The organism is Ruminococcus sp. AM42-11 (assembly GCF_003480145.1).
GTDB lineage: Bacteria > Bacillota > Clostridia > Lachnospirales > Lachnospiraceae > Blautia_A > Blautia_A faecis.
This window is the reverse complement of record NZ_QUIO01000023.1, coordinates 1-17,903: the sequence shown is the minus strand read 5'-3', so window position 1 is coordinate 17,903 and position 17,903 is coordinate 1. Positions and strand designations below refer to the sequence as shown.

13 protein-coding genes are annotated in these 17,903 nt (G+C 42.3%); 1 reads left to right on the top strand and 12 read right to left on the bottom strand.

Annotated elements, in window-relative coordinates; translation table 11 throughout:
- Positions 1 to 8: 8 nt before the first annotated feature.
- From DW904_RS13815 to DW904_RS13765, 12 genes are all read right to left on the bottom strand, one after another.
- Positions 9 to 992, bottom strand: coding sequence for a CotS family spore coat protein (locus tag DW904_RS13815; protein ID WP_118581549.1), 984 nt, complete (start codon positions 990 to 992; stop codon positions 9 to 11).
- Between the two features lie 78 nt (positions 993 to 1,070).
- Positions 1,071 to 2,411, bottom strand: coding sequence for a CCA tRNA nucleotidyltransferase (locus DW904_RS13810; RefSeq protein ID WP_118581546.1), 1,341 nt, complete (start codon positions 2,409 to 2,411; stop codon positions 1,071 to 1,073).
- A 134-nt stretch (positions 2,412 to 2,545) separates the two neighbouring features.
- Entirely contained in the window at positions 2,546 to 3,985 is a 1,440-nt protein-coding gene (gene proS / locus DW904_RS13805) for a proline--tRNA ligase (protein ID WP_118581543.1), read from the bottom strand.
- A 506-nt stretch (positions 3,986 to 4,491) separates the two neighbouring features.
- A complete protein-coding gene (locus tag DW904_RS13800) occupies positions 4,492 to 6,645 on the bottom strand; it encodes an LTA synthase family protein (RefSeq protein ID WP_118581540.1) in 2,154 nt (717 codons plus the stop codon).
- A 16-nt stretch (positions 6,646 to 6,661) separates the two neighbouring features.
- Positions 6,662 to 7,147, bottom strand: coding sequence for a dCMP deaminase family protein (locus DW904_RS13795; RefSeq protein ID WP_118581740.1), 486 nt, complete (start codon positions 7,145 to 7,147; stop codon positions 6,662 to 6,664).
- An 82-nt stretch (positions 7,148 to 7,229) separates the two neighbouring features.
- Positions 7,230 to 7,664: a ribose 5-phosphate isomerase B gene (gene rpiB, locus DW904_RS13790; RefSeq protein WP_118581537.1), complete on the bottom strand. Its 435-nt coding sequence runs from the start codon at positions 7,662 to 7,664 to the stop codon at positions 7,230 to 7,232.
- Positions 7,661 to 8,704 (bottom strand): L-threonylcarbamoyladenylate synthase, encoded by a 1,044-nt coding sequence (locus DW904_RS13785; RefSeq protein ID WP_347562151.1) that lies wholly within the window; start codon positions 8,702 to 8,704, stop codon positions 7,661 to 7,663. The genes rpiB and DW904_RS13785 overlap by 4 nt, the downstream gene beginning before the upstream one ends.
- Before the next feature lie 84 nt (positions 8,705 to 8,788).
- Positions 8,789 to 11,062 carry a DUF2298 domain-containing protein gene (locus DW904_RS13780; protein WP_118581531.1) on the bottom strand — a complete coding sequence of 758 codons (2,274 nt, stop codon included), beginning with the start codon at positions 11,060 to 11,062 and terminating at the stop codon, positions 8,789 to 8,791.
- The gene (locus DW904_RS24055; RefSeq protein ID WP_243110424.1) at positions 11,046 to 11,675 is read right to left on the bottom strand and encodes a hypothetical protein; all 630 of its coding nucleotides are present in this window, start codon (positions 11,673 to 11,675) and stop codon (positions 11,046 to 11,048) included. Before DW904_RS24055 ends, DW904_RS13780 begins: the two co-directional genes overlap by 17 nt.
- A 23-nt stretch (positions 11,676 to 11,698) precedes the next feature.
- Positions 11,699 to 13,027 (bottom strand): hypothetical protein, encoded by a 1,329-nt coding sequence (locus DW904_RS13775; RefSeq protein ID WP_243110423.1) that lies wholly within the window; start codon positions 13,025 to 13,027, stop codon positions 11,699 to 11,701.
- Positions 13,028 to 13,136: 109 nt separating this feature from the next.
- On the bottom strand, positions 13,137 to 13,823 hold the full coding sequence (locus tag DW904_RS13770) for an N-acetylmuramoyl-L-alanine amidase (RefSeq protein ID WP_226815392.1): 687 nt from the start codon (positions 13,821 to 13,823) through the stop codon (positions 13,137 to 13,139).
- 191 nt (positions 13,824 to 14,014) lie between these two features.
- Positions 14,015 to 15,673, bottom strand: coding sequence for a glycosyl hydrolase family 18 protein (locus DW904_RS13765; protein WP_118581528.1), 1,659 nt, complete (start codon positions 15,671 to 15,673; stop codon positions 14,015 to 14,017).
- A 1,291-nt stretch (positions 15,674 to 16,964) separates the two neighbouring features.
- Here DW904_RS13765 and DW904_RS13755 point away from each other — a divergent pair.
- Positions 16,965 to 17,744 (top strand): adaptor protein MecA, encoded by a 780-nt coding sequence (locus DW904_RS13755; protein WP_118581522.1) that lies wholly within the window; start codon positions 16,965 to 16,967, stop codon positions 17,742 to 17,744.
- Positions 17,745 to 17,903 lie beyond the last annotated feature (159 nt).

The following is a 17,903-nucleotide window of genomic DNA, read 5'->3' as shown; positions in this document are numbered from 1 at the left end:
TTTTTGCGCTAGAAAGGGGATTTTCCAAAGCAGTTTTCAGGGAAATCCCCCCATATTTTCTTCTGGGCAATTACCTTTTCCAGCTTTTCTGTATTCTTGCCGGAAATCCATGCTTTGTTGTGAGAAAAGTAGTAATTTGCCAGTTTCCAGTATTTTTCCGGATATGTGAAACGGATTTGCAGGTTTTCCCATTCTTCCGAAGAAATAGGACGTATTTTGTCATATTGCTCCAGCATCCGTCTGGCCAGAAATACATCCCAGTTATATTTTTCCAGGATTTTTCGCATAAAACAATACAAGTCGCTGATCTGCACATCAAAGCTGAAGTGACCAAAATTTGTCACAGCAGCCTGATTTTTACAAAGAAGAACATTGTGCTGGTTATATTCGCCATGACATAGAAGCCCCTCTTCGCCCGCCTTGTCCCTTAGTTTTTCATAGTCCGACTTTACAAGCATTTCCAGTGCTTTTTCCCCTTTTTCCAGAAACCACTGTACACTGCCCAGAAATTCCTTTTCAAATCTGGCACTGGCACCTTTCTGGCGGATAAATTTACGGATCTTGCGGATTTCCTGATTATGCCTTGCATACTCATCTGCAAGGGAACGCGCCATGTAGGCTTTTTCCACAGGCATATTCATAAATTTATGTACCCTTGCCAGAATCTGCACACTTCTTATAATATCTTCCCTGGACTTGGTGTCACACTCTCTGCCTTCATACCAGTTCTGAAGGGTATAGGGAATATTATCCTTATCTCTGGTAACCAAAGAGCCTTCCTGATTTTCAATATAAGTATCAACCAGACAGCCTTCCTGGGAAAGTTTTTTTAACACTTCCTGCTGAAAAAGAAGTTTTTTTTCGGAGCCGTGAAACTCTCTGAGGAGCAGAATTCCCTGTTCTGTACGACATACCAATGCTCCCCGGGTCCTGGATGAAGATTTCACTTCAATTCCATACTGGGTCAGGGTGCTAAGACCATAATCATACAATAAAAATCCCCCCGTCACTCACATATGCCAAATGTCTTCAGATACCTTCTATCTTATGAGTGGGAGGGATATGTTATTCTAAAGAAGTTTTTTATCGGCTGCAAAAGCAAGGGAAAGAAGTGATTCTTTCTTGTTCAGTTCCGGATTCTCCAGAACAGCATCCAAAAGCTCATGGAGCACACTTCCCATTTCTTTTCCAGGCTTCATTCCGGCTGCGATCAGGTCACTGCCAGTAATTGCAAGACCTTTCATGGAAACACATTCGCCTTTTTCCATAATTTCTTCCCAGGTCATTCGAACTCCGGCCTGACGGGCAGCTTTTTCTTCCCCACGGTAATCACTTTTCGCTTTGTTATCCGCATACTGGACTTCCATCCACATGGGAAAAAGGTCTTCCCCAACTACATTGATGGCTTTCCGCACCTCAGCCGGTGCCGGAGTCGGGCGCAGATCATGCCAACGGATCAGACGGCTCACTCTGGAAATGGTGTCATTGTCAAACTTCAGGCGGCGCAGAATTTCCTTGGACATTTTTTCTCCCACAGAAGCATGTGTTTTGAAATGATCCCTGCCATTTTCGTCTGTTTTTCGTACAACAGGTTTGGCAATGTCGTGAAGGAGCATGGTCAGCCTTAGCACCTTATCCTCCCTCACATACAAAAGGCTGTGGAGAATGTGTTCTCCCACATTATAGCAGTGGTGTGGAGTGTTCTGAGGTGTCTCCATACAGCGGTCAAATTCCGGCAGAAATTCCCTGGTAACTCCCGCTTCATAGGCAATCCGCAGATAATCCGGATGAGGGGACACCAGAAGTTTTACAAGTTCCACCTGGATCCGCTCTGCGCTTACATGTTTTAAATTTGGTGCAAGCACAGAAAGAGCTTTTCTGGTCTCTTCTTCCAGGGAAAAGCCAAGCTGCGCAGAAAAACGTACAGCACGCATAATGCGAAGAGCGTCTTCTGTAAAACGCTCCAGAGGATCACCAACACAGCGGATCACCTTGTTTTCCAGGTCTTTCTGCCCTTCAAAAAGGTCCACCAGCCCTTTCCTTGGATTGTAGGCCATGGCGTTGATGGTAAAGTCCCGACGCTTCAAATCTTCCTCCAGGCAGGCCGTAAAGGTTACTTCTTTCGGGTGACGGCCATCTTCATACTCGCCATCCACCCGGTAGGTGGTAACCTCGAATCCCTCTTTTTCAAGCAGCACTGTTACGGTTCCGTGAGCGATTCCTGTATCTACGGTTCTGTGAAACAGGGCTTTGACCTGCTCCGGCTTGGCTGAGGTTGTGATATCCCAGTCATTTGGAGTTCTTCCAAGAAGGGCATCGCGGACACAGCCGCCTACTGCATAGGCCTCATAACCAGCTTTTTCCAGAATATTTATAATTATTTCAACTTTTTGTGGAATTTCAAATACCATCTTTATCACCTGCCTCTGATTTAAAACAAAACTTCTCCTCATACACTTCTCTGCCTTGAAAAACAAAGCGGGGCAAAATAATTTTGCCCCTTTTTGACTACTGATTGCAAAATAAACAGCAATCCCTTTTGTTATTAATAAGCACGTCCCCAGTATACCATTTTCTTGGCAGGTTTTCCACAGCATACACAGACATCGCTTAAATGTTCCTGCTCAAACGGCATACATCTGGATGTTGCCTGAACGTCTTCTTTGATCTTATCTTCGCACTCACGGTTGCCGCACCACATAGCTTTTACAAAACCAGGTTTTGTGTTGATGGTCTCCTTGAATTCTTCGTAATTTGTTGCTACATAGGTGTGAGCATCTCTGTGGGCTCTTGCACGCTCCAGCATTTCCTTCTGCATGGTGTCCAGAACTTCCTGAACCTTAGCAGCAAGTTCTTCGAACTTCACAATATATTTCTCTCTGGTATCTCTTCGGCAGATAACAGCCTGTCCGCTCTCGATATCCTTCGGACCGCACTCGATTCTTACCGGAATACCACGCATTTCCTGCTCTGCGAATTTGAATCCCGGGCTCTTGTCTGTAACGTCTGCTTTTACACGGATTCCAGCTGCTTTCAAAATCTGTGTCAGCTCCTCTGCTTTCTCCAGAACGCCCTCTTTTCTCTGCTGGATCGGGATTACAACAGCCTGGACCGGAGCAATTCTTGGTGGAAGAACAAGTCCGCTGTTGTCTCCATGAACCATGATCAGAGCACCGATCATACGAGTTGTCATTCCCCAGGATGTCTGGTGTACATACTGAAGCTGGTTGTTTTTATCTGTGTACTGGATGCCGAATGCTCTTGCAAATCCATCACCAAAGTTATGGCTGGTTCCAGACTGAAGTGCTTTTCCATCATGCATCAGAGACTCGATTGTGTAAGTAGCCTCTGCACCCGCAAATTTCTCTTTCTCTGTCTTCTGACCTTTAATAACCGGGATTGCAAGTACTTCCTCGCAGAAGTCTGCATACAGGTTCAGCATCTGGATGGTACGTTCTTTTGCTTCCTCAGCTGTAGCGTGGGCAGTATGTCCTTCCTGCCATAAGAACTCACGGGAACGAAGGAACGGACGGGTTGTTTTCTCCCAGCGAACTACTGAGCACCACTGATTATATACTTTCGGAAGATCTCTGTGGGACTGGATCTCTTTCTGATAGAAATCACAGAACAGAGTCTCGGATGTAGGACGTACGCAAAGGCGCTCCTGAAGAGGATCAAGTCCGCCGTGTGTTACCCATGCAACTTCCGGTGCAAATCCCTCTACGTGATCCTTCTCTTTGTCCAGAAGGGATTCCGGAATGAACATTGGCATGTATACATTCTCTACGCCTGTCTCTTTGAATCTGCGGTCAAGCTCTTTCTGGATATTCTCCCAGATTGCATATCCTGCCGGTTTGATTGCCATACATCCCTTTACACTTGTATAGCCGCAAAGTTCCGCTTTTTTTACAACATCGGTATACCACTGTGCAAAATCCACATCCATGGATGTGATAGCTTCTACCATTTTCTTTTCTTTTGCCATGATTTTTCTCCTTTTTGATTTTCTAATATTTAAACGCCAGGGAAATCTGGTAAATTCCATGTATTATTTGAAAAACACATAAAAAAAGACCTTCCATCCCTGCAAAAGGGACCGAAAGGCTTCGGCGGTACCACCCTGATTAACACTGGAAATGACTGCTCCACTGCTCACTCAATTATCCTGATAACGTAGGACAGACGCCGCACTTCAATTGTGCGGAGCTCTGAGGCCGGTTCCATGACTTGCGCACAAAATCCTCACACCATTGCCTGTCGGCCTGGATTTCTCTCTGAGATTGCTCCTCATGTACTATTCTCTTCATTGCCACTTCATTTATTTAATTTGCTCGTTAAGTCTTGTTTATTTTATGCGAAATTTTCCCATATGTCAAGTGGCGAAACAGAAAATACCCAGACAAAAAACAGCCAAAGGTTACTGTTCACTCCGTTCACAGTAACAGCCAGAGTTACCATCCACCGCATCTGTTTTGTCCGGGTACTTTTTTATTACTTCAATGTAAACAAGCTCTCTATTACATCTTTTTTCTCAAACTGGTTGTTATATTCCAGAATATTGTAATCCGTCATCAGTTTTTTGTAATCATCCGGAAGTGCATCATTTGCATACCAGTTTCCATCTTTGTCGCAAACAGCACCAACTCCGATGATTGGAAGCTGCTCTTTCAGATTCATAAGGAACTGGTTGTAGCCTGGCATTTCAAGACCAGCCAGCTGAAGCATATAGCTTCCCAGATAATTAGCACTGAAATCTTCCTCTACTGTCTCAGATGGATAATTTGTCCAGATCACATAGGGAGTTGTATAGGACTGCTGGCTTTCAACAAGTCCCAGGCTCTGCCTGTTGCCGCCTAAAAGTTTCGCCATAAATTCTTCTTCAATCTTAGGCCAGTGATCCCCAAACATAACAATCATGGTAGGCTCATCTACTTTTTCAAAGTACTCCAGCAATTCCTTAAATGCTGAATCAGACTCTCTTGCCAACGATAAATACGTTTCAGCCAGAGGATACTCTGTATCATATCCAAGCTTTACAGTAGGTTCAAATCCAGCTCTGTCTTCTACTGTATAACCGCCATGATTCTGCATGGTTACACAGAATGTAAATAATTTTTCATCCGCATCCTTCTCTTCATAAAGGCTGATGATCTTTTCAAATGTTGCTTTGTCACTTACATAATTTCGAAGAAGCTCTCTGTGTTCATCTCCCCAGTTCTCCAGGCTGATAAATTCATCAAATCCCATGCATGGATAAACAGAGGCCCGGTTCCAGTTATGAGCCTTGTTGGGATGCATGGCAATTGTGTAATATCCCTGGGATTTCAGGATATCTGCCAGACCATACTCCGGATCCCGCACATAAAGCTGATAAGGAACACTTCCGGATGGCAAAAAGCTCATACTGTTTCCTGTAAGAGCCTCGTATTCAGAACGGGCAGTTCCGGCTCCGAATGTAGGTACATGAAGCTGTCCATGTTTTACATTTTTGTTAAGGCTTCTTATGTATGGCAAAATTTCTACATTTGACTTTATTTTCCCTACACTTTCAAAATCTGTAAGACTTTCATTCATAATCAGGATAATATTTTTCGGTGTTACTGTTTCAGAAGTATCTGCAGCTGTATTATCAACACTTTCTTCAGACTCACCCTTGTCTGTCTCTGAAACAATATTTTCCCCATCTTCAATTTCCTGTGCCAGTTCTACGGTTTTTCCAACAGAATAGCCTTCTGGCTGCTCGATATAAAAATACTTGATTTCCTTAACAAGAGAGGAAATGTAGCCCTGTTCTTTATAAATACGGTTAATCTGCCATAAAGTAACAGCGTCAAGCTTCTGGAGGATAGGTCTTATAGTAAAACATAATGTAATCACGATCACAGCCAGTACACTAAACCGGGCAGCTGTATTCTTTCTGCTCTTTTTTCCAAGCTCCAGTTTCTGGAATTTCAGTACAAACTCACCAAATACCAGGGCATAGATCAGTGGAATTCCAAGCATCAGTTTGATTTTGAAGCTATATTCTCCAACAACTTCTGCTGCCGTTCCCATTCCTACAATGTCAAGAAGCTGGAATGGTTCTCCACGGAATTCCATTACATAATAGTTTACCATTGCAAGGATTATAAAAAGGTAACACAACGCAGAAGAAGCAATATTGATTTTCCTGAATAAAATAATAAGTATTATAAAAAATATTGCATAAATAATAAGATTCAGTGTCAAATAAGGCTGCTCCATCAGTAATGACATCTTAACCAGGCCTTTAAATGTTGACACTGCCTTATTCTTATATCCCGACACCCAGGTGACCATCTGGACAAGCATAAATACAATTCCAGGAGTTGCCAACAGCAATATGACATCTGCTATTTTCAAAAAAGTGGTATTTTTAATTGCACTGCAGATTTTCTCCCCCCAGAACAGAAGAACAAGAAACAAAATATTTCCTGTAACAATTAGTAATATTTTAATGATTGTTCCTTTATATATACGATTTCCTTCGTTAATAAAAGTATATACCAACAATCCATCTATAAGCAGAAGCAAAGCAATGTTCAAAATGATTCCCAGTATCTTTTTCCATCTGTCATTCTTCGCTCTGCCCATATTCAAATCTGTATTTTCTTTCGTATTTTCCACAACAAACCTCTTTAACTTACACCGTCAGCGAAATCTCGCGTCCGGTTCTCTTGTATTGATAATAGCGTACACCGGCGGAGTCCAGCATTCTCTTGGAAGCAAGGACTGACGGAGTGCTTGCATATTTGTCACAATCATAGACCAGAGTCTTGATTCCTGCCTGGATGATTGCCTTGGCACACTCATTGCATGGAAAAAGAGTTACATACATTTTCGCTCCCTCAAGGCTTCCTCCACGGTAGTTTAAAATTGCATTGAGCTCGCTATGGGTCACATACAGATATTTGGTATCCAGAGGCTCTCCCTCTCTTGCCCAGGGAAATTCATCATCGGAACAGCCTTTTGGGAAACCATTATATCCCATGGAAAGAATTTTATTATCATCGCTGACAATACACGCTCCTACCTGTGAATTGGGATCCTTGGAGCGCATGCCGGAAAGCATGGCAACTCCCATGAAATATTCGTCCCAGGTAAGGTAACCTTCTCTTTTGTGGTTCAGATCTGATGCAGCACTTACAGGCGCTATCTGTATATTCCCGGTGTTTTTCTGATTTGTGTTCTCCATAGAAGAGCTCTCCTTCCTATTCTGTCTCGATCTGAGCAATTCGGCGGATATGTCTCTCATCTCCTGAAAATGGTGTATTCAGGAAAGTATCCACAATCTTAACTGCAAGTCCAGGTCCAACTACACGACCTCCAAGCGCAAGGATATTTGCGTCATTGTGAAGTCTGGTTGCTTCAGCAGTAAAACAGTCTGTACATACTGCTGCACGAATTCCCTTAATTTTGTTTGCAGTGATAGAAATACCAATACCTGTTCCGCATACAAGGATTCCAAGCTCACACTCTCCGTCCAGAATCCCATGTGCAACTTTCTTTGCATAGATCGGATAGTCTGTGGATTCTGTGCTGTAGCAGCCGTAATCCTTATACTCAATATTCTTTTCTTCCAGATATTTGATAATCTCCTGTTTCAGTTCAAATCCGCCATGATCACTACCTAATGCTACTCTCATTGTTCTTCTCTCCTTATATTGATTATTTTGTGACCGGCTGCTTTTAGAAGCCGGTTCATAATTGCCTGTCCCATTTTGGGGGTATAAAAAGCTTCGGAATAAATTTTGCTTACCTGGCACTGATCGAATTCACGCAGCACCTCATAAAGGTTATGAGCAATGGTTTCCTCTGCCTCTCTGCTTCCAATACACTTCACAGTTCCACAGGGATATCTGGAAATAGTCTCTTCTGTGGCAATAATCCCCGCCTGAAGTCCATTTGCCTGATCTTCCTTTACAAACTGATTAATGGCATTTATTACTTCTTCTGTGGGGCCCTCCACAATTGCAAGATCTGCTTTCGGTGCATAATGCCGATATTTCATTCCCGGCGCCTTGGGATGAACTTTACTATCAGGCTTTATAAGACCTTTGTCCATTCTCACATCGCCAAGAACCTCCTGGAGCATTTCCAGTGAAATATAACCGGGTCTTAAAACCACCGGTACGTCCTCGGTAAAATCTACAATCGTTGACTCCAGGCCAATTCCCACAGGACCTCCATCAATAATCATCTCAATGGCATCCCCTAAGTCCTCCTCAACATGCTGTGCTGTAGTCGGGCTTGGCCGTCCGGAAGTATTTGCACTTGGCGCTGCCACGTATCCCCCTGCCTGCAAAATAAGCTCCGCTGCAATGGGATCACTTGGAAAACGCACAGCTACACTGTTGAGACCACCAGTTGTCTCCAATGGAACCAGGTCTGATTTCTCAAAAATCATAGTCAGGGGACCAGGCCAGAATTTCTCTGCCAGTATCTTTGCCTTCTCCGGTACTTTCTTTACAATTGGAGCCAGCGCATTTAAATCTGCAATATGAACGATCAACGGGTTATCCGAAGGACGTCCCTTGGCTGCATATATCTTCTTCGAAGCCATAGGATCCAGTGCATTTCCTCCAAGACCGTAAACAGTTTCTGTAGGGAATGCCACCAGTCCTCCCTGTTTCAATATCTCTCCGCCTCTGGCAAGTGCCGCATGGTCGATAGCATCTGCCGTCATGGCTACAATTTCTGCTTTCATTTTAGTCCAGCTTTCTATTAATTTTTCAGTATTCTTTAATATAACACCAGTTTAAAAACCTTGTCAATCCACCTTAACAATATAAGTGCCGGAATCTTCATCCATAAATACAATTTCTCCAAGTGACTGAAGAAGTGCATTATTCAGGCTGTCCTCATATTTCTCTCTTTCTTTAGAGCCCACAAAGATATAGGAAACACCATATTCCGTAAGAAGAGCTCTTACCTGGGTCTCATCCTGTGAAGTATAAATACTCATAATATCTGCCTGTTTCCGGTTCAGATCATCTGTATCATTCCTCCAGAGCCATTCGTGTACATACCAGCCAAGAATTGTTGGAAGACCTGTAGCTGCAGAAACACGCTCATAACCGCTGTAGCTGTCACCGTTTGCCTCCAGCACTACCGGAGCCCCTTTAATATTCTCCTTTAGCCATTGGATTGCAGACACATCCTCTGAAAAATCCGTATCCAGATAGCCCAGAGCATAAAGCCCCTGATAGCCTGACGGATTCAAAACCTTTCCAAACCAGGAATCCACACTTTTTCCAAAATATCCTACTGTCCAGATCAGGAAGAACAGGCAGATTCCAGAAATGATCTTAAACACTTTCTGTCTGGTAACAGCCAGAAGTCTGTAAACTCCATATCCCATAGTCAGTGCAAACATAATATATGCCTGATAAGTAAGCTTGAACATAGTGTTTGCCCTGGCATTTCCATTTTCATAAATATCACGCACATAAACAAATTCCGGGATTACCACCAGGCCAATAGCGCAAAGTCCCATAATAATGGCAAAAAGATCTGCCGTGCGGATAGCTTTCATAAGACGGTACAGGCTCTTGTGCTCCATCCCCTGCAGTTTTTCCCAGAGAATAGAAATTACAAATGTAATGGTAAGAACTGCCGGAAGTCCCCAGAGAACCAGCAGCTGGTAGAAATAGGAATGGTACTTGGCAATTCCTATTCCATCCACCATAGTGTCAAACTGTAAGGTAAATGGCAGAATCACAAGATAGGCAAGCAGATAGATTTCTGCCATTTGTGCAAAAGTTACAACAATGATTTTCTTTATTTTTCCCTGGAAACGGATAATATTGGCAAAAAGCACCGTTCCAAGAGTTACTACATAATAAATTACAAAATCCCAGAAATTTGTCCACTGAAACATTCCGAGAAGCACACTGATTACCAGAAGATGAGGCATAAGAAGCTGCTCTTTCCAGAATTTTCCATCTTTCATGGAAATCTCAACCGGTACTGTTTTCTTGCGTACACCCCTTAGCCATACATAAAGAAGTGCTATTACAAGAAGTACAAACATAATATTTACCACATGAGCATGAAGATCTCCCAGTACAAAAGAATAGCAGGGAAATTCATGTATCGTCCGGTCTTCCTCACGATATGGATTATATCCTATATAGCGGGTAGCATCCGGAAACCAGTAGCTGCTCACTTCCTTACCTGTCAGCTTCTCAATCAGGGGAATGATCTGCGCATAAATTACGTAATGCATATTTCCTGCAATGGAAACAGCTGTACCAGCTGTAAATCCAGCTGCAAAAGGAAGTCCTTTTATTACTTTTTCGCTTTTTTGCTGTCCCTTCATACGGTCTGACATCATCTGGTAAACAAGGGAAAATGGCATTGCAAAAGCCAGTCCGGCTACAAAGGTACGCATAAGATTGTAAGTCAGTTCCACCTTTGTATGGGAAAGTTTGGTAAGAAAAACAGCAAAATACTGACCGCCATAATAATAATTAATATGTCCTTCTGAATACCACAGATCTCTTGCCGGAAGTGTGGTGCTTCTCATCATAGCTTCCATAAAACCATAATCCATGAACTTCTCGGTTCCATATGCAGCAGGGCGGAATCCTGCCAGATATGTCCACATAAGAAATGCAAGGAAAAACAATAATTCTTCCCAGTAAATCAGAGAAATCCTGTCAACTGGAAAACATTCTGTCTTTTCTTTTGATTCCTTTCGAAGAAGGAAAAAACAGATAACTGCGCATAGGATTGTTACAGCAGCACAAGTCAGGGCATTAAAAGGGATTAGTCTGATAGCTGTCAGAAACCAGGTAAGAAAACCTGTTGCAGCAATCGCCAGTACCTTAGAAAAAATCCATCCTTTGTCCTCAAAACGCCAGAACAGTCTTCCTGTAACAGGCATCGCAGCAAATCCCATCACTCCCGCCAGAAGCCACCAAGTCCAGAAAGTCCACACATCACCTTTCAGTAAAAATGCAGATAGGCTAAGCAGCACCACCGCCAGCAGAAGTTTAATTATTGTTTGTGTACTGATTTTTTTCTTATTCTTTTGTTCCATAAATTCTTATTCTCCCGTCATCTGACTGATACACCAGAGGATATGTATCCGCAATCACATCTTCGCGGCATTCCTTCTCCTCAAATTTCATACCTTCCTCAAAAAGGATATATGTAATTTGTTCTTCCTCAACTGTTTCCTTTAGTACCTGTGCGCTGGCTGTTGTATAGATCTCTACCGCCCTGGCAGCCCTGTAATAAGTATCATAGCCTGCAGACCATGCATAATAAGGCCATCCCAGATACATCATAACCCCTGACATAGTGACTTCATTTATACTGTATTCCGGTGTCAAAATCAGATCGTCTTTTTTCAGATTTTCTGCAAGCCAGCTGGTCAGTCCACTGTTCAGGTTCACAGAAACCCGATGTCCCGAATCATTATCTTTTATGATTACTGCAAAATCATAAATTCCTGTTATGGTCAGACTAAGTGCCAGAATCAAACTCAAAATTTTCCCAACAGCACCTTTCCAATGGAACAATCTGCTTACAGCTCCACCCCAGAAAACAGCAAGGAATGCATAAGATATTATAATATATTTATGATTCACGTTTATATCTGGTGTAAGAGACGCCACAAATGCAAAGATTGTTGGGAAAAGTATACTCACTGCAACTGCTCTTTCCATTTTTTTCAGAAAAACAGCAGTACTAAAACGCCAAGGAAAACAATGCCGCTTATTTCAAATAAATATACAGCTATGCCTGGAAGTGATTTCTTTTCTGCCAGAAATCCAAAATATACAGAAGGTGATACAACACTTCCCCATACAAACATTTTAGATTGAATTTCCGAGAACACAACTGTCACGATTGCCAGAATCAGATAGTCAAGTTTTCCATCAGAAAAAAAGGCAAATCCCATAAGAATCAGAAGACATGCAATTACAGCAGCTCCATTCCAAAATGAACACAGACCCAATAGCATTCCGGCAAAAAGAGCTGTATCAGGTTTCTTAAACATCCATGCTTTTTTTGTAAGAAATCTGTTCTTCAGCCACAATATTCCCTTATCTTTCTCTGCACAGCTTTCTTCCACCCAGTCCAGGAAAATCCATAATACCAGCGCAGCCATCAAAAGACCAAATCCCAAGTGCCGCTGATTCAAATATACATTAAAATTCCAAAGTCCCCAGTTCTCATTGGGGGTATATCCAATAAAAGCAGTATTCCCGGCCAGAGTCTCCCACAAATCACCAGCCTGTAAATGTTCATATGCAAATCTGAAAAAAGCAGTTCCACTTCGAAATACAACAAACAAAACAGAAAGCACTCCGGCACTCATACTGCCAAAGAACCTTTTCGCCATAGAATACAGCATGATAAAGAAGCACCAGAGTGACAGACTGCTTACGGCATTGTACGCTATATCAATTCTCATTCCAAGATATTCCAGGTTTCCTGTCAGAAACTGAAACATAAAATGGTATTTTACATCTTCACCACCAAAATGAGGATACTGCGTGGGGAAATTATTTCCCAGCGAAAATGATCTCATCATCGCTGTATGAGGGGCATAATCTCCAAATACAGTAAATCCGGAATACAAATATCCGTCACTAACATGAAATACAAATACCATGATCCAGGTAATTCCCGCCAGTAAAATCAATAAGAACACGATTTCTTTCGCTGGAGGAACCTCGCCGGAAAGTCTTTTAATAAATTTCCCAAAAGAACCTTTTCTTCTATAACAGCACAAGAGCAAAAATATCCCCACAGCTGCCATCACCATCAGATTTGCTCCAAAGAGGGGGTTCTCCGCTTCAGAGTACACGCTTAGCAGCCATGCTGCTATATAGACAGCCCAGGTCATAAGCAGCACACCACTTCCAAATGACGCTGCAAAAGTCACCCACAAGGGCGTGATTCCTTTTTCTCTCATTCTTTGTTCCGGCAAAAAATTATGGGTAATTTCCCTACCCAATAATGCTGCCAGAATCAGATAAACACATCCTAACATGGTATTTTCCCTCGCTTATTTTTTCCAGTCCAGTATAGCAGAATCCACAGCTTCTGAAAAGTGTATAGTTTTTGATAAACTGAAATGTTTTTTCATTAACAGAGGATTCTCATTGTTCATTATTTTTTATGTATTCTTCCACACCGTCAGCCACTGCTGCCGCTACTTTTTCCTGATAATCATCCTGTAACAGTTTTCCGGCTTCTTCCGGGTTCGTAAGGAATCCACACTCCACAATATTCAATATCCCCGGGCTTCGTTTCAAAAGATAATAAGTAGTATTTCCTTTCGCCTGCCTTGGCCGCTCCACCTCAAGATAATCATTCAGTTTCTCCTGAATTATTTCCGCCAGTTCTTCTCCCTTAACAGAGTCCCGATAATAGAAAACCTGAGGCCCCTTCACCCCAGAATCTTCGTAACTGTTCTGATGGATACTTACTGCAAGTACAGGCTTTACTTCCTGAATAAGAAAAATCCTTTTTTGCATATCCTGTACTTTCTTATTATTAGAGTCTTCATCGTATAATCCCACGTCTGTTTCCCTGGTCATAACCACCTGAAAATCTTTCTTTTCCAATGCACTTTTCACTTTCAGGCCAATGGCAAGATTTACATCCTTCTCCTTCAGACCGTCTATCCCGATCATACCTGGATCCATTCCTCCATGACCACAATCCACCACAATTACCTGCTTCTGATTCATCTCTACCGATACTGCTGCCGCCTCGCGGGAAAGATAATAAAAGCATATCAGCAAAAGACATCCCATAATCAGCTCCACTATATGCTTTTTCAATATAAAACACCCCCTGGCATATAATATATAATGTTATCGTTAAACTTTCGTCTTTTGTCGCTGTTCACGACCTTCACATTATTTATATGTCTCAGAGAGTGTTTTTATCATTCGTGTATTAGAGCATGTTTGAAAAAGGCGTAACTGTTCAGTACCCTCACAGCAATATGCTTCGTAAAATAGTACCTGTTTTAATTAGACGCAGACAGATTATCTATGATCACCTGCCAGATACTGCTATTCTCAAATCCCAATTTCCATGCTGCCACACCGGCAAGATTATATTTCTGTATCAGCTGTACCTTCGCTGCAATAGACTGAGAATCCTCAATCCAGATCTGGTAAGTGCATCCATCCTTCTCAAAGCTTCCATAATTCTGACTTACATCGCTGTCCCAGTATACCTGGGCATTATTTGTATTTACTACTTCCTGGGCAGTATCCATGCCAATTGCCTCACTAGATAAGCTGCCAGCTTCTGTTTTCCATAATCTTGTGTAAAATGGAACTGCATTAATCACACGCTGCGCCGGAACTTCAGCGATAGTATCCTGAATTCCCTTCTCCACCCATGGAAGAGACGCTACTGAGCCCGCTTCCTCGGATCCAACGTAGTGCTCGTCATATCCCATAATAATGACATAATCTACTACCTTGCCCTGTTCAGCCCTGTCATAATGACTGGTGAAATCCTCTGGAACCGGATTGTCTACGGAAAGAACAAGATTGTTCTTATGGCATTCTATAGAAAGCTCCCGGAGGAACTCCAGGAAATGAACGCCCACGTCCTCACTAAGCTGCTCGAAATCCACATTAATTCCATCAATTCCAGCTCCAACAGCTGCATTCACCAGCTGTGAAATCAGATTCTGTCTGGAACTTGTTCTGGACAATACCTCATAAGTACTGATGTCCTGCGTAAAATTGTCCACAAGTCCCCATACCTTCAGCCCTTTTTCATGGGCAAGAGATACATAATCAGCTGTAGCATTGTTGATAATATTACCATTGTTGTCAGTTACATAGAACCAGGTTGGTGAAATCACATTTACACCGGTCATGTTCTGAATAGCCTCCGAAAGTCCTGCATTGGCATCTGTGGACATTACCTGATGCCATACCAGATTCACTGGCTGGTCCATGGTAAGATAAGTATAAGATTCCCCAACTGCTTTTCTGTCCATATTCAGATTCTGAACATCACTTACACTGCTCTTCTCTATATATCCGATATAACCGTCCCATGTGGCTACCTGATCCCAGTTCTCCAGTTCTTCCATAAGGATCAGATTATCTCCTTTGTTTACCTTGGATAGTACTTCTGATTTGATTCCTCCACGGTAGCGCACATATGTATCCTTAGTTGCTGTGACAACTGATACGCCTGAAAAATCCTTCTGAATCGCTATACGGTTTGGCTGCTGGTACACATAAGTATCCAGATCTGTATATCTCTTTATAAAATCAAGGCTCAGATAAGCGGTTCCGTCCTTCAGCCATACATCACCGCCCGCCTCAGCGGAAGCAGGTGTATAAATCAGCTCCGACGGAGTAGCGTACAGAATCTGCTGACCTTCTTCATCCCAGTAATATCTCTGGTTCAGATAACTATCCACCACATCTACAGGAAGATATGGCTGTTCGCCAGACATAACTGCCTTCTGCTCCAGAATCTGGGTACCTACTATAATTACGGCTTCTGAATCGTCTGTCTGTCCATAATATTCAGTCAAATCCATCTGTTTCCTGGTAGGAATGCGGCGCATGATCAGGGTTGTAACAATTCCGATCAGGGTAACTGCTGCGATCAGCATGCACACCACTACTACAGGATTAATTCTTCTCTTCATAAAATATTTATCCTCTCAGTGAACGTCTAATTGATATCTGCTGCGGACTTTTCCACAGTCGATTATCATTATAACATATTTTTTTTCAGGATTGTATTACATAATTCGACTTTTTACAATTTGTTTACATTATTGAATGTTGGTATCTAGTACATCGAAAATTAAGTATCTGCTATATTGACGTAGGATGATTTTCTCATATACAAGGCGGAGGAAGGAGGCGTAGCGGTAGCTACGGCGACTGACGACAACGCAGCAGATGAAAAATCAGACAAGTCAATATGGCAGTTACTTAATATTCGATGTACTAGAATCATTCCTGCAATCAGCAGCACCGGAAATTTCTTCCTGCCAAAGCATGAGTAGGGGGAAACTGCTGGTCTTGAAGAAATTCCGGTATGTACTGAATATTCATGGCTTACAACTGCTGATCATCGATTACAAAATCGAAATCCACACGGGCTATATGCCCATTCTCGTCCTCTGTATAATCCCGCATATATCCTCCGCCATCTGCAATCTGACAGGCTTTTGCAATGGCTCTGGCATCACTGGGCAGCCCTTCCAGATAAAGAGCAATTCCCAGTTCTTCATACTGATTCAGCTCACCCTCCAGCGATCTGCAGGATTCTTCCTTTCCTGATCGTGATATACGCTTCGTGTCCTAACCTCCTTTCCTCCTTTATGGATTCAGAAAACACCTGAATCATTTTGCAGAAAAAAGAGACGGAATGTGAGCTCATTTCATCTTCAGGGAATGCAAACACCGCCCCAGCTGATACGCTGCATGATAAATCGACGCTGTTTTTAGAAAAAATAGATGTTAATGTTAATATTTAATACGAATCTGTGTTATCTCTGTTCTCAATTACTTGTGAGTCACAGATCCATTTCTTTTTTCTTGTTCCCCATTATACGGATTCATTTTCCATTATGCAATAGATTTTGACCAGTTTATTCTTTTTTTCCATTCTGTTTCGAAAAATTTAATAAGTTGCAACTGAAATTTACAAACTGAAATTACCTGTTTTTTTCCTATTGCACTTTTGAAACATATATTATACAATGAGGAATCAAGATAGCTGATTGTTATTGTTCACTGGTAATGTTCTGCGAGGTATTTTTTGTGAATATAGTTCACAGAAAACCTGGGGAACCCGGTGCGAAATCATGCGAATGTATGATTTCTGTGCATCGCGAAGTGTGTTGTTATTCGCGAAGTGAGCATTAACAACTGATTATGGTAATCTTTTAATAATAAACACTATTTCCAAGAACAGGATGTGATCATATGAAAATAGAAAAAATCAGTGACAATCAAATCCGCTGTACTCTTACAAAGGAAGATCTGGACAGCCACCAGATCCGTATCAGCGAACTTGCCTACGGCACAGATAAAGCCAAGAAGCTTTTCCGTGAAATGATGCAGCAGGCTCAGATTGAATTTGGCTTTGAAGCTGATAACATCCCGCTGATGATCGAGGCAATTCCCGTAAACGGTGAAAGTGTCATTCTGATTGTCACCAAGGTAGAGGATCCCGAAGAACTTGACACTCGTTTCTCCAAATTTTCACCATATAAGAAAACCAAGCAGGATACCCTTCATTTCGATGGTGCTGATAATATCATCGATATCTTCCAGAAATTATATGAGGAGACACAGAAAGCAGCCTCTCAGGGAGCTTCTTCCAGTAACAAGGAGGTCAAAGAATCTGGAGCTTCCAGGACTTCCAGAAGTACGGAAGCTTCTGAATCTGTTTCCAATACCCGGAAAGTTTCGGTAAACCTGATACGGCTCTATACTTTCCATACTCTGGATGATGTCATTGCTGCCGCACATGGACTGGATGGATTCTATAAAGGCGTCAATACTCTTTACAAGGATGAAAATTCCCTTTACCAGCTGATTGTACATCAATCCTCCTGCACAGCAGAAGAATTCAATAAAGTATGCAATATTCTTTCTGAATACGGCAGCGGACGCGCTTTTAATGCTGCCGGAGAAGCTCATTTAAAGGAACATGGTGAGCTTATTTCTCGCAAAGCCTTGCAGCAGCTTGCAAAAATCTGAAATAAAAAGAATCCTGCCTGCAGTATTCTCCGCCTGACAATTCCAAAATGCCTGCACGCTGCGCAGACATTTTGAACAGGCTAGAGCGTGTTTGAAAAATCATTCCCGCAAATTGTGACGCACATCTTGCAGAAAGCCTTTTTCAAACACTCTCTAGCG

What these genes read in the sequence shown, in the direction of transcription:
- DW904_RS13755 (WP_118581522.1), top strand. Translation starts at nt 16,965, where the DNA reads ATGAAAATAGAAAAAATCAGTGACAATCAAATCCGCTGTACTCTTACA.
- DW904_RS13765 (WP_118581528.1), bottom strand. Translation starts at nt 15,673, where the DNA reads ATGAAGAGAAGAATTAATCCTGTAGTAGTGGTGTGCATGCTGATCGCA.
- DW904_RS13775 (WP_243110423.1), bottom strand. Translation starts at nt 13,027, where the DNA reads ATGTTAGGATGTGTTTATCTGATTCTGGCAGCATTATTGGGTAGGGAA.
- DW904_RS13810 (WP_118581546.1), bottom strand. Translation starts at nt 2,411, where the DNA reads ATGGTATTTGAAATTCCACAAAAAGTTGAAATAATTATAAATATTCTG.
- DW904_RS13785 (WP_347562151.1), bottom strand. Translation starts at nt 8,704, where the DNA reads ATGACGGCAGATGCTATCGACCATGCGGCACTTGCCAGAGGCGGAGAG.
- proS (WP_118581543.1), bottom strand. Translation starts at nt 3,985, where the DNA reads ATGGCAAAAGAAAAGAAAATGGTAGAAGCTATCACATCCATGGATGTG.
- rpiB (WP_118581537.1), bottom strand. Translation starts at nt 7,664, where the DNA reads ATGAGAGTAGCATTAGGTAGTGATCATGGCGGATTTGAACTGAAACAG.
- DW904_RS13780 (WP_118581531.1), bottom strand. Translation starts at nt 11,062, where the DNA reads ATGGAACAAAAGAATAAGAAAAAAATCAGTACACAAACAATAATTAAA.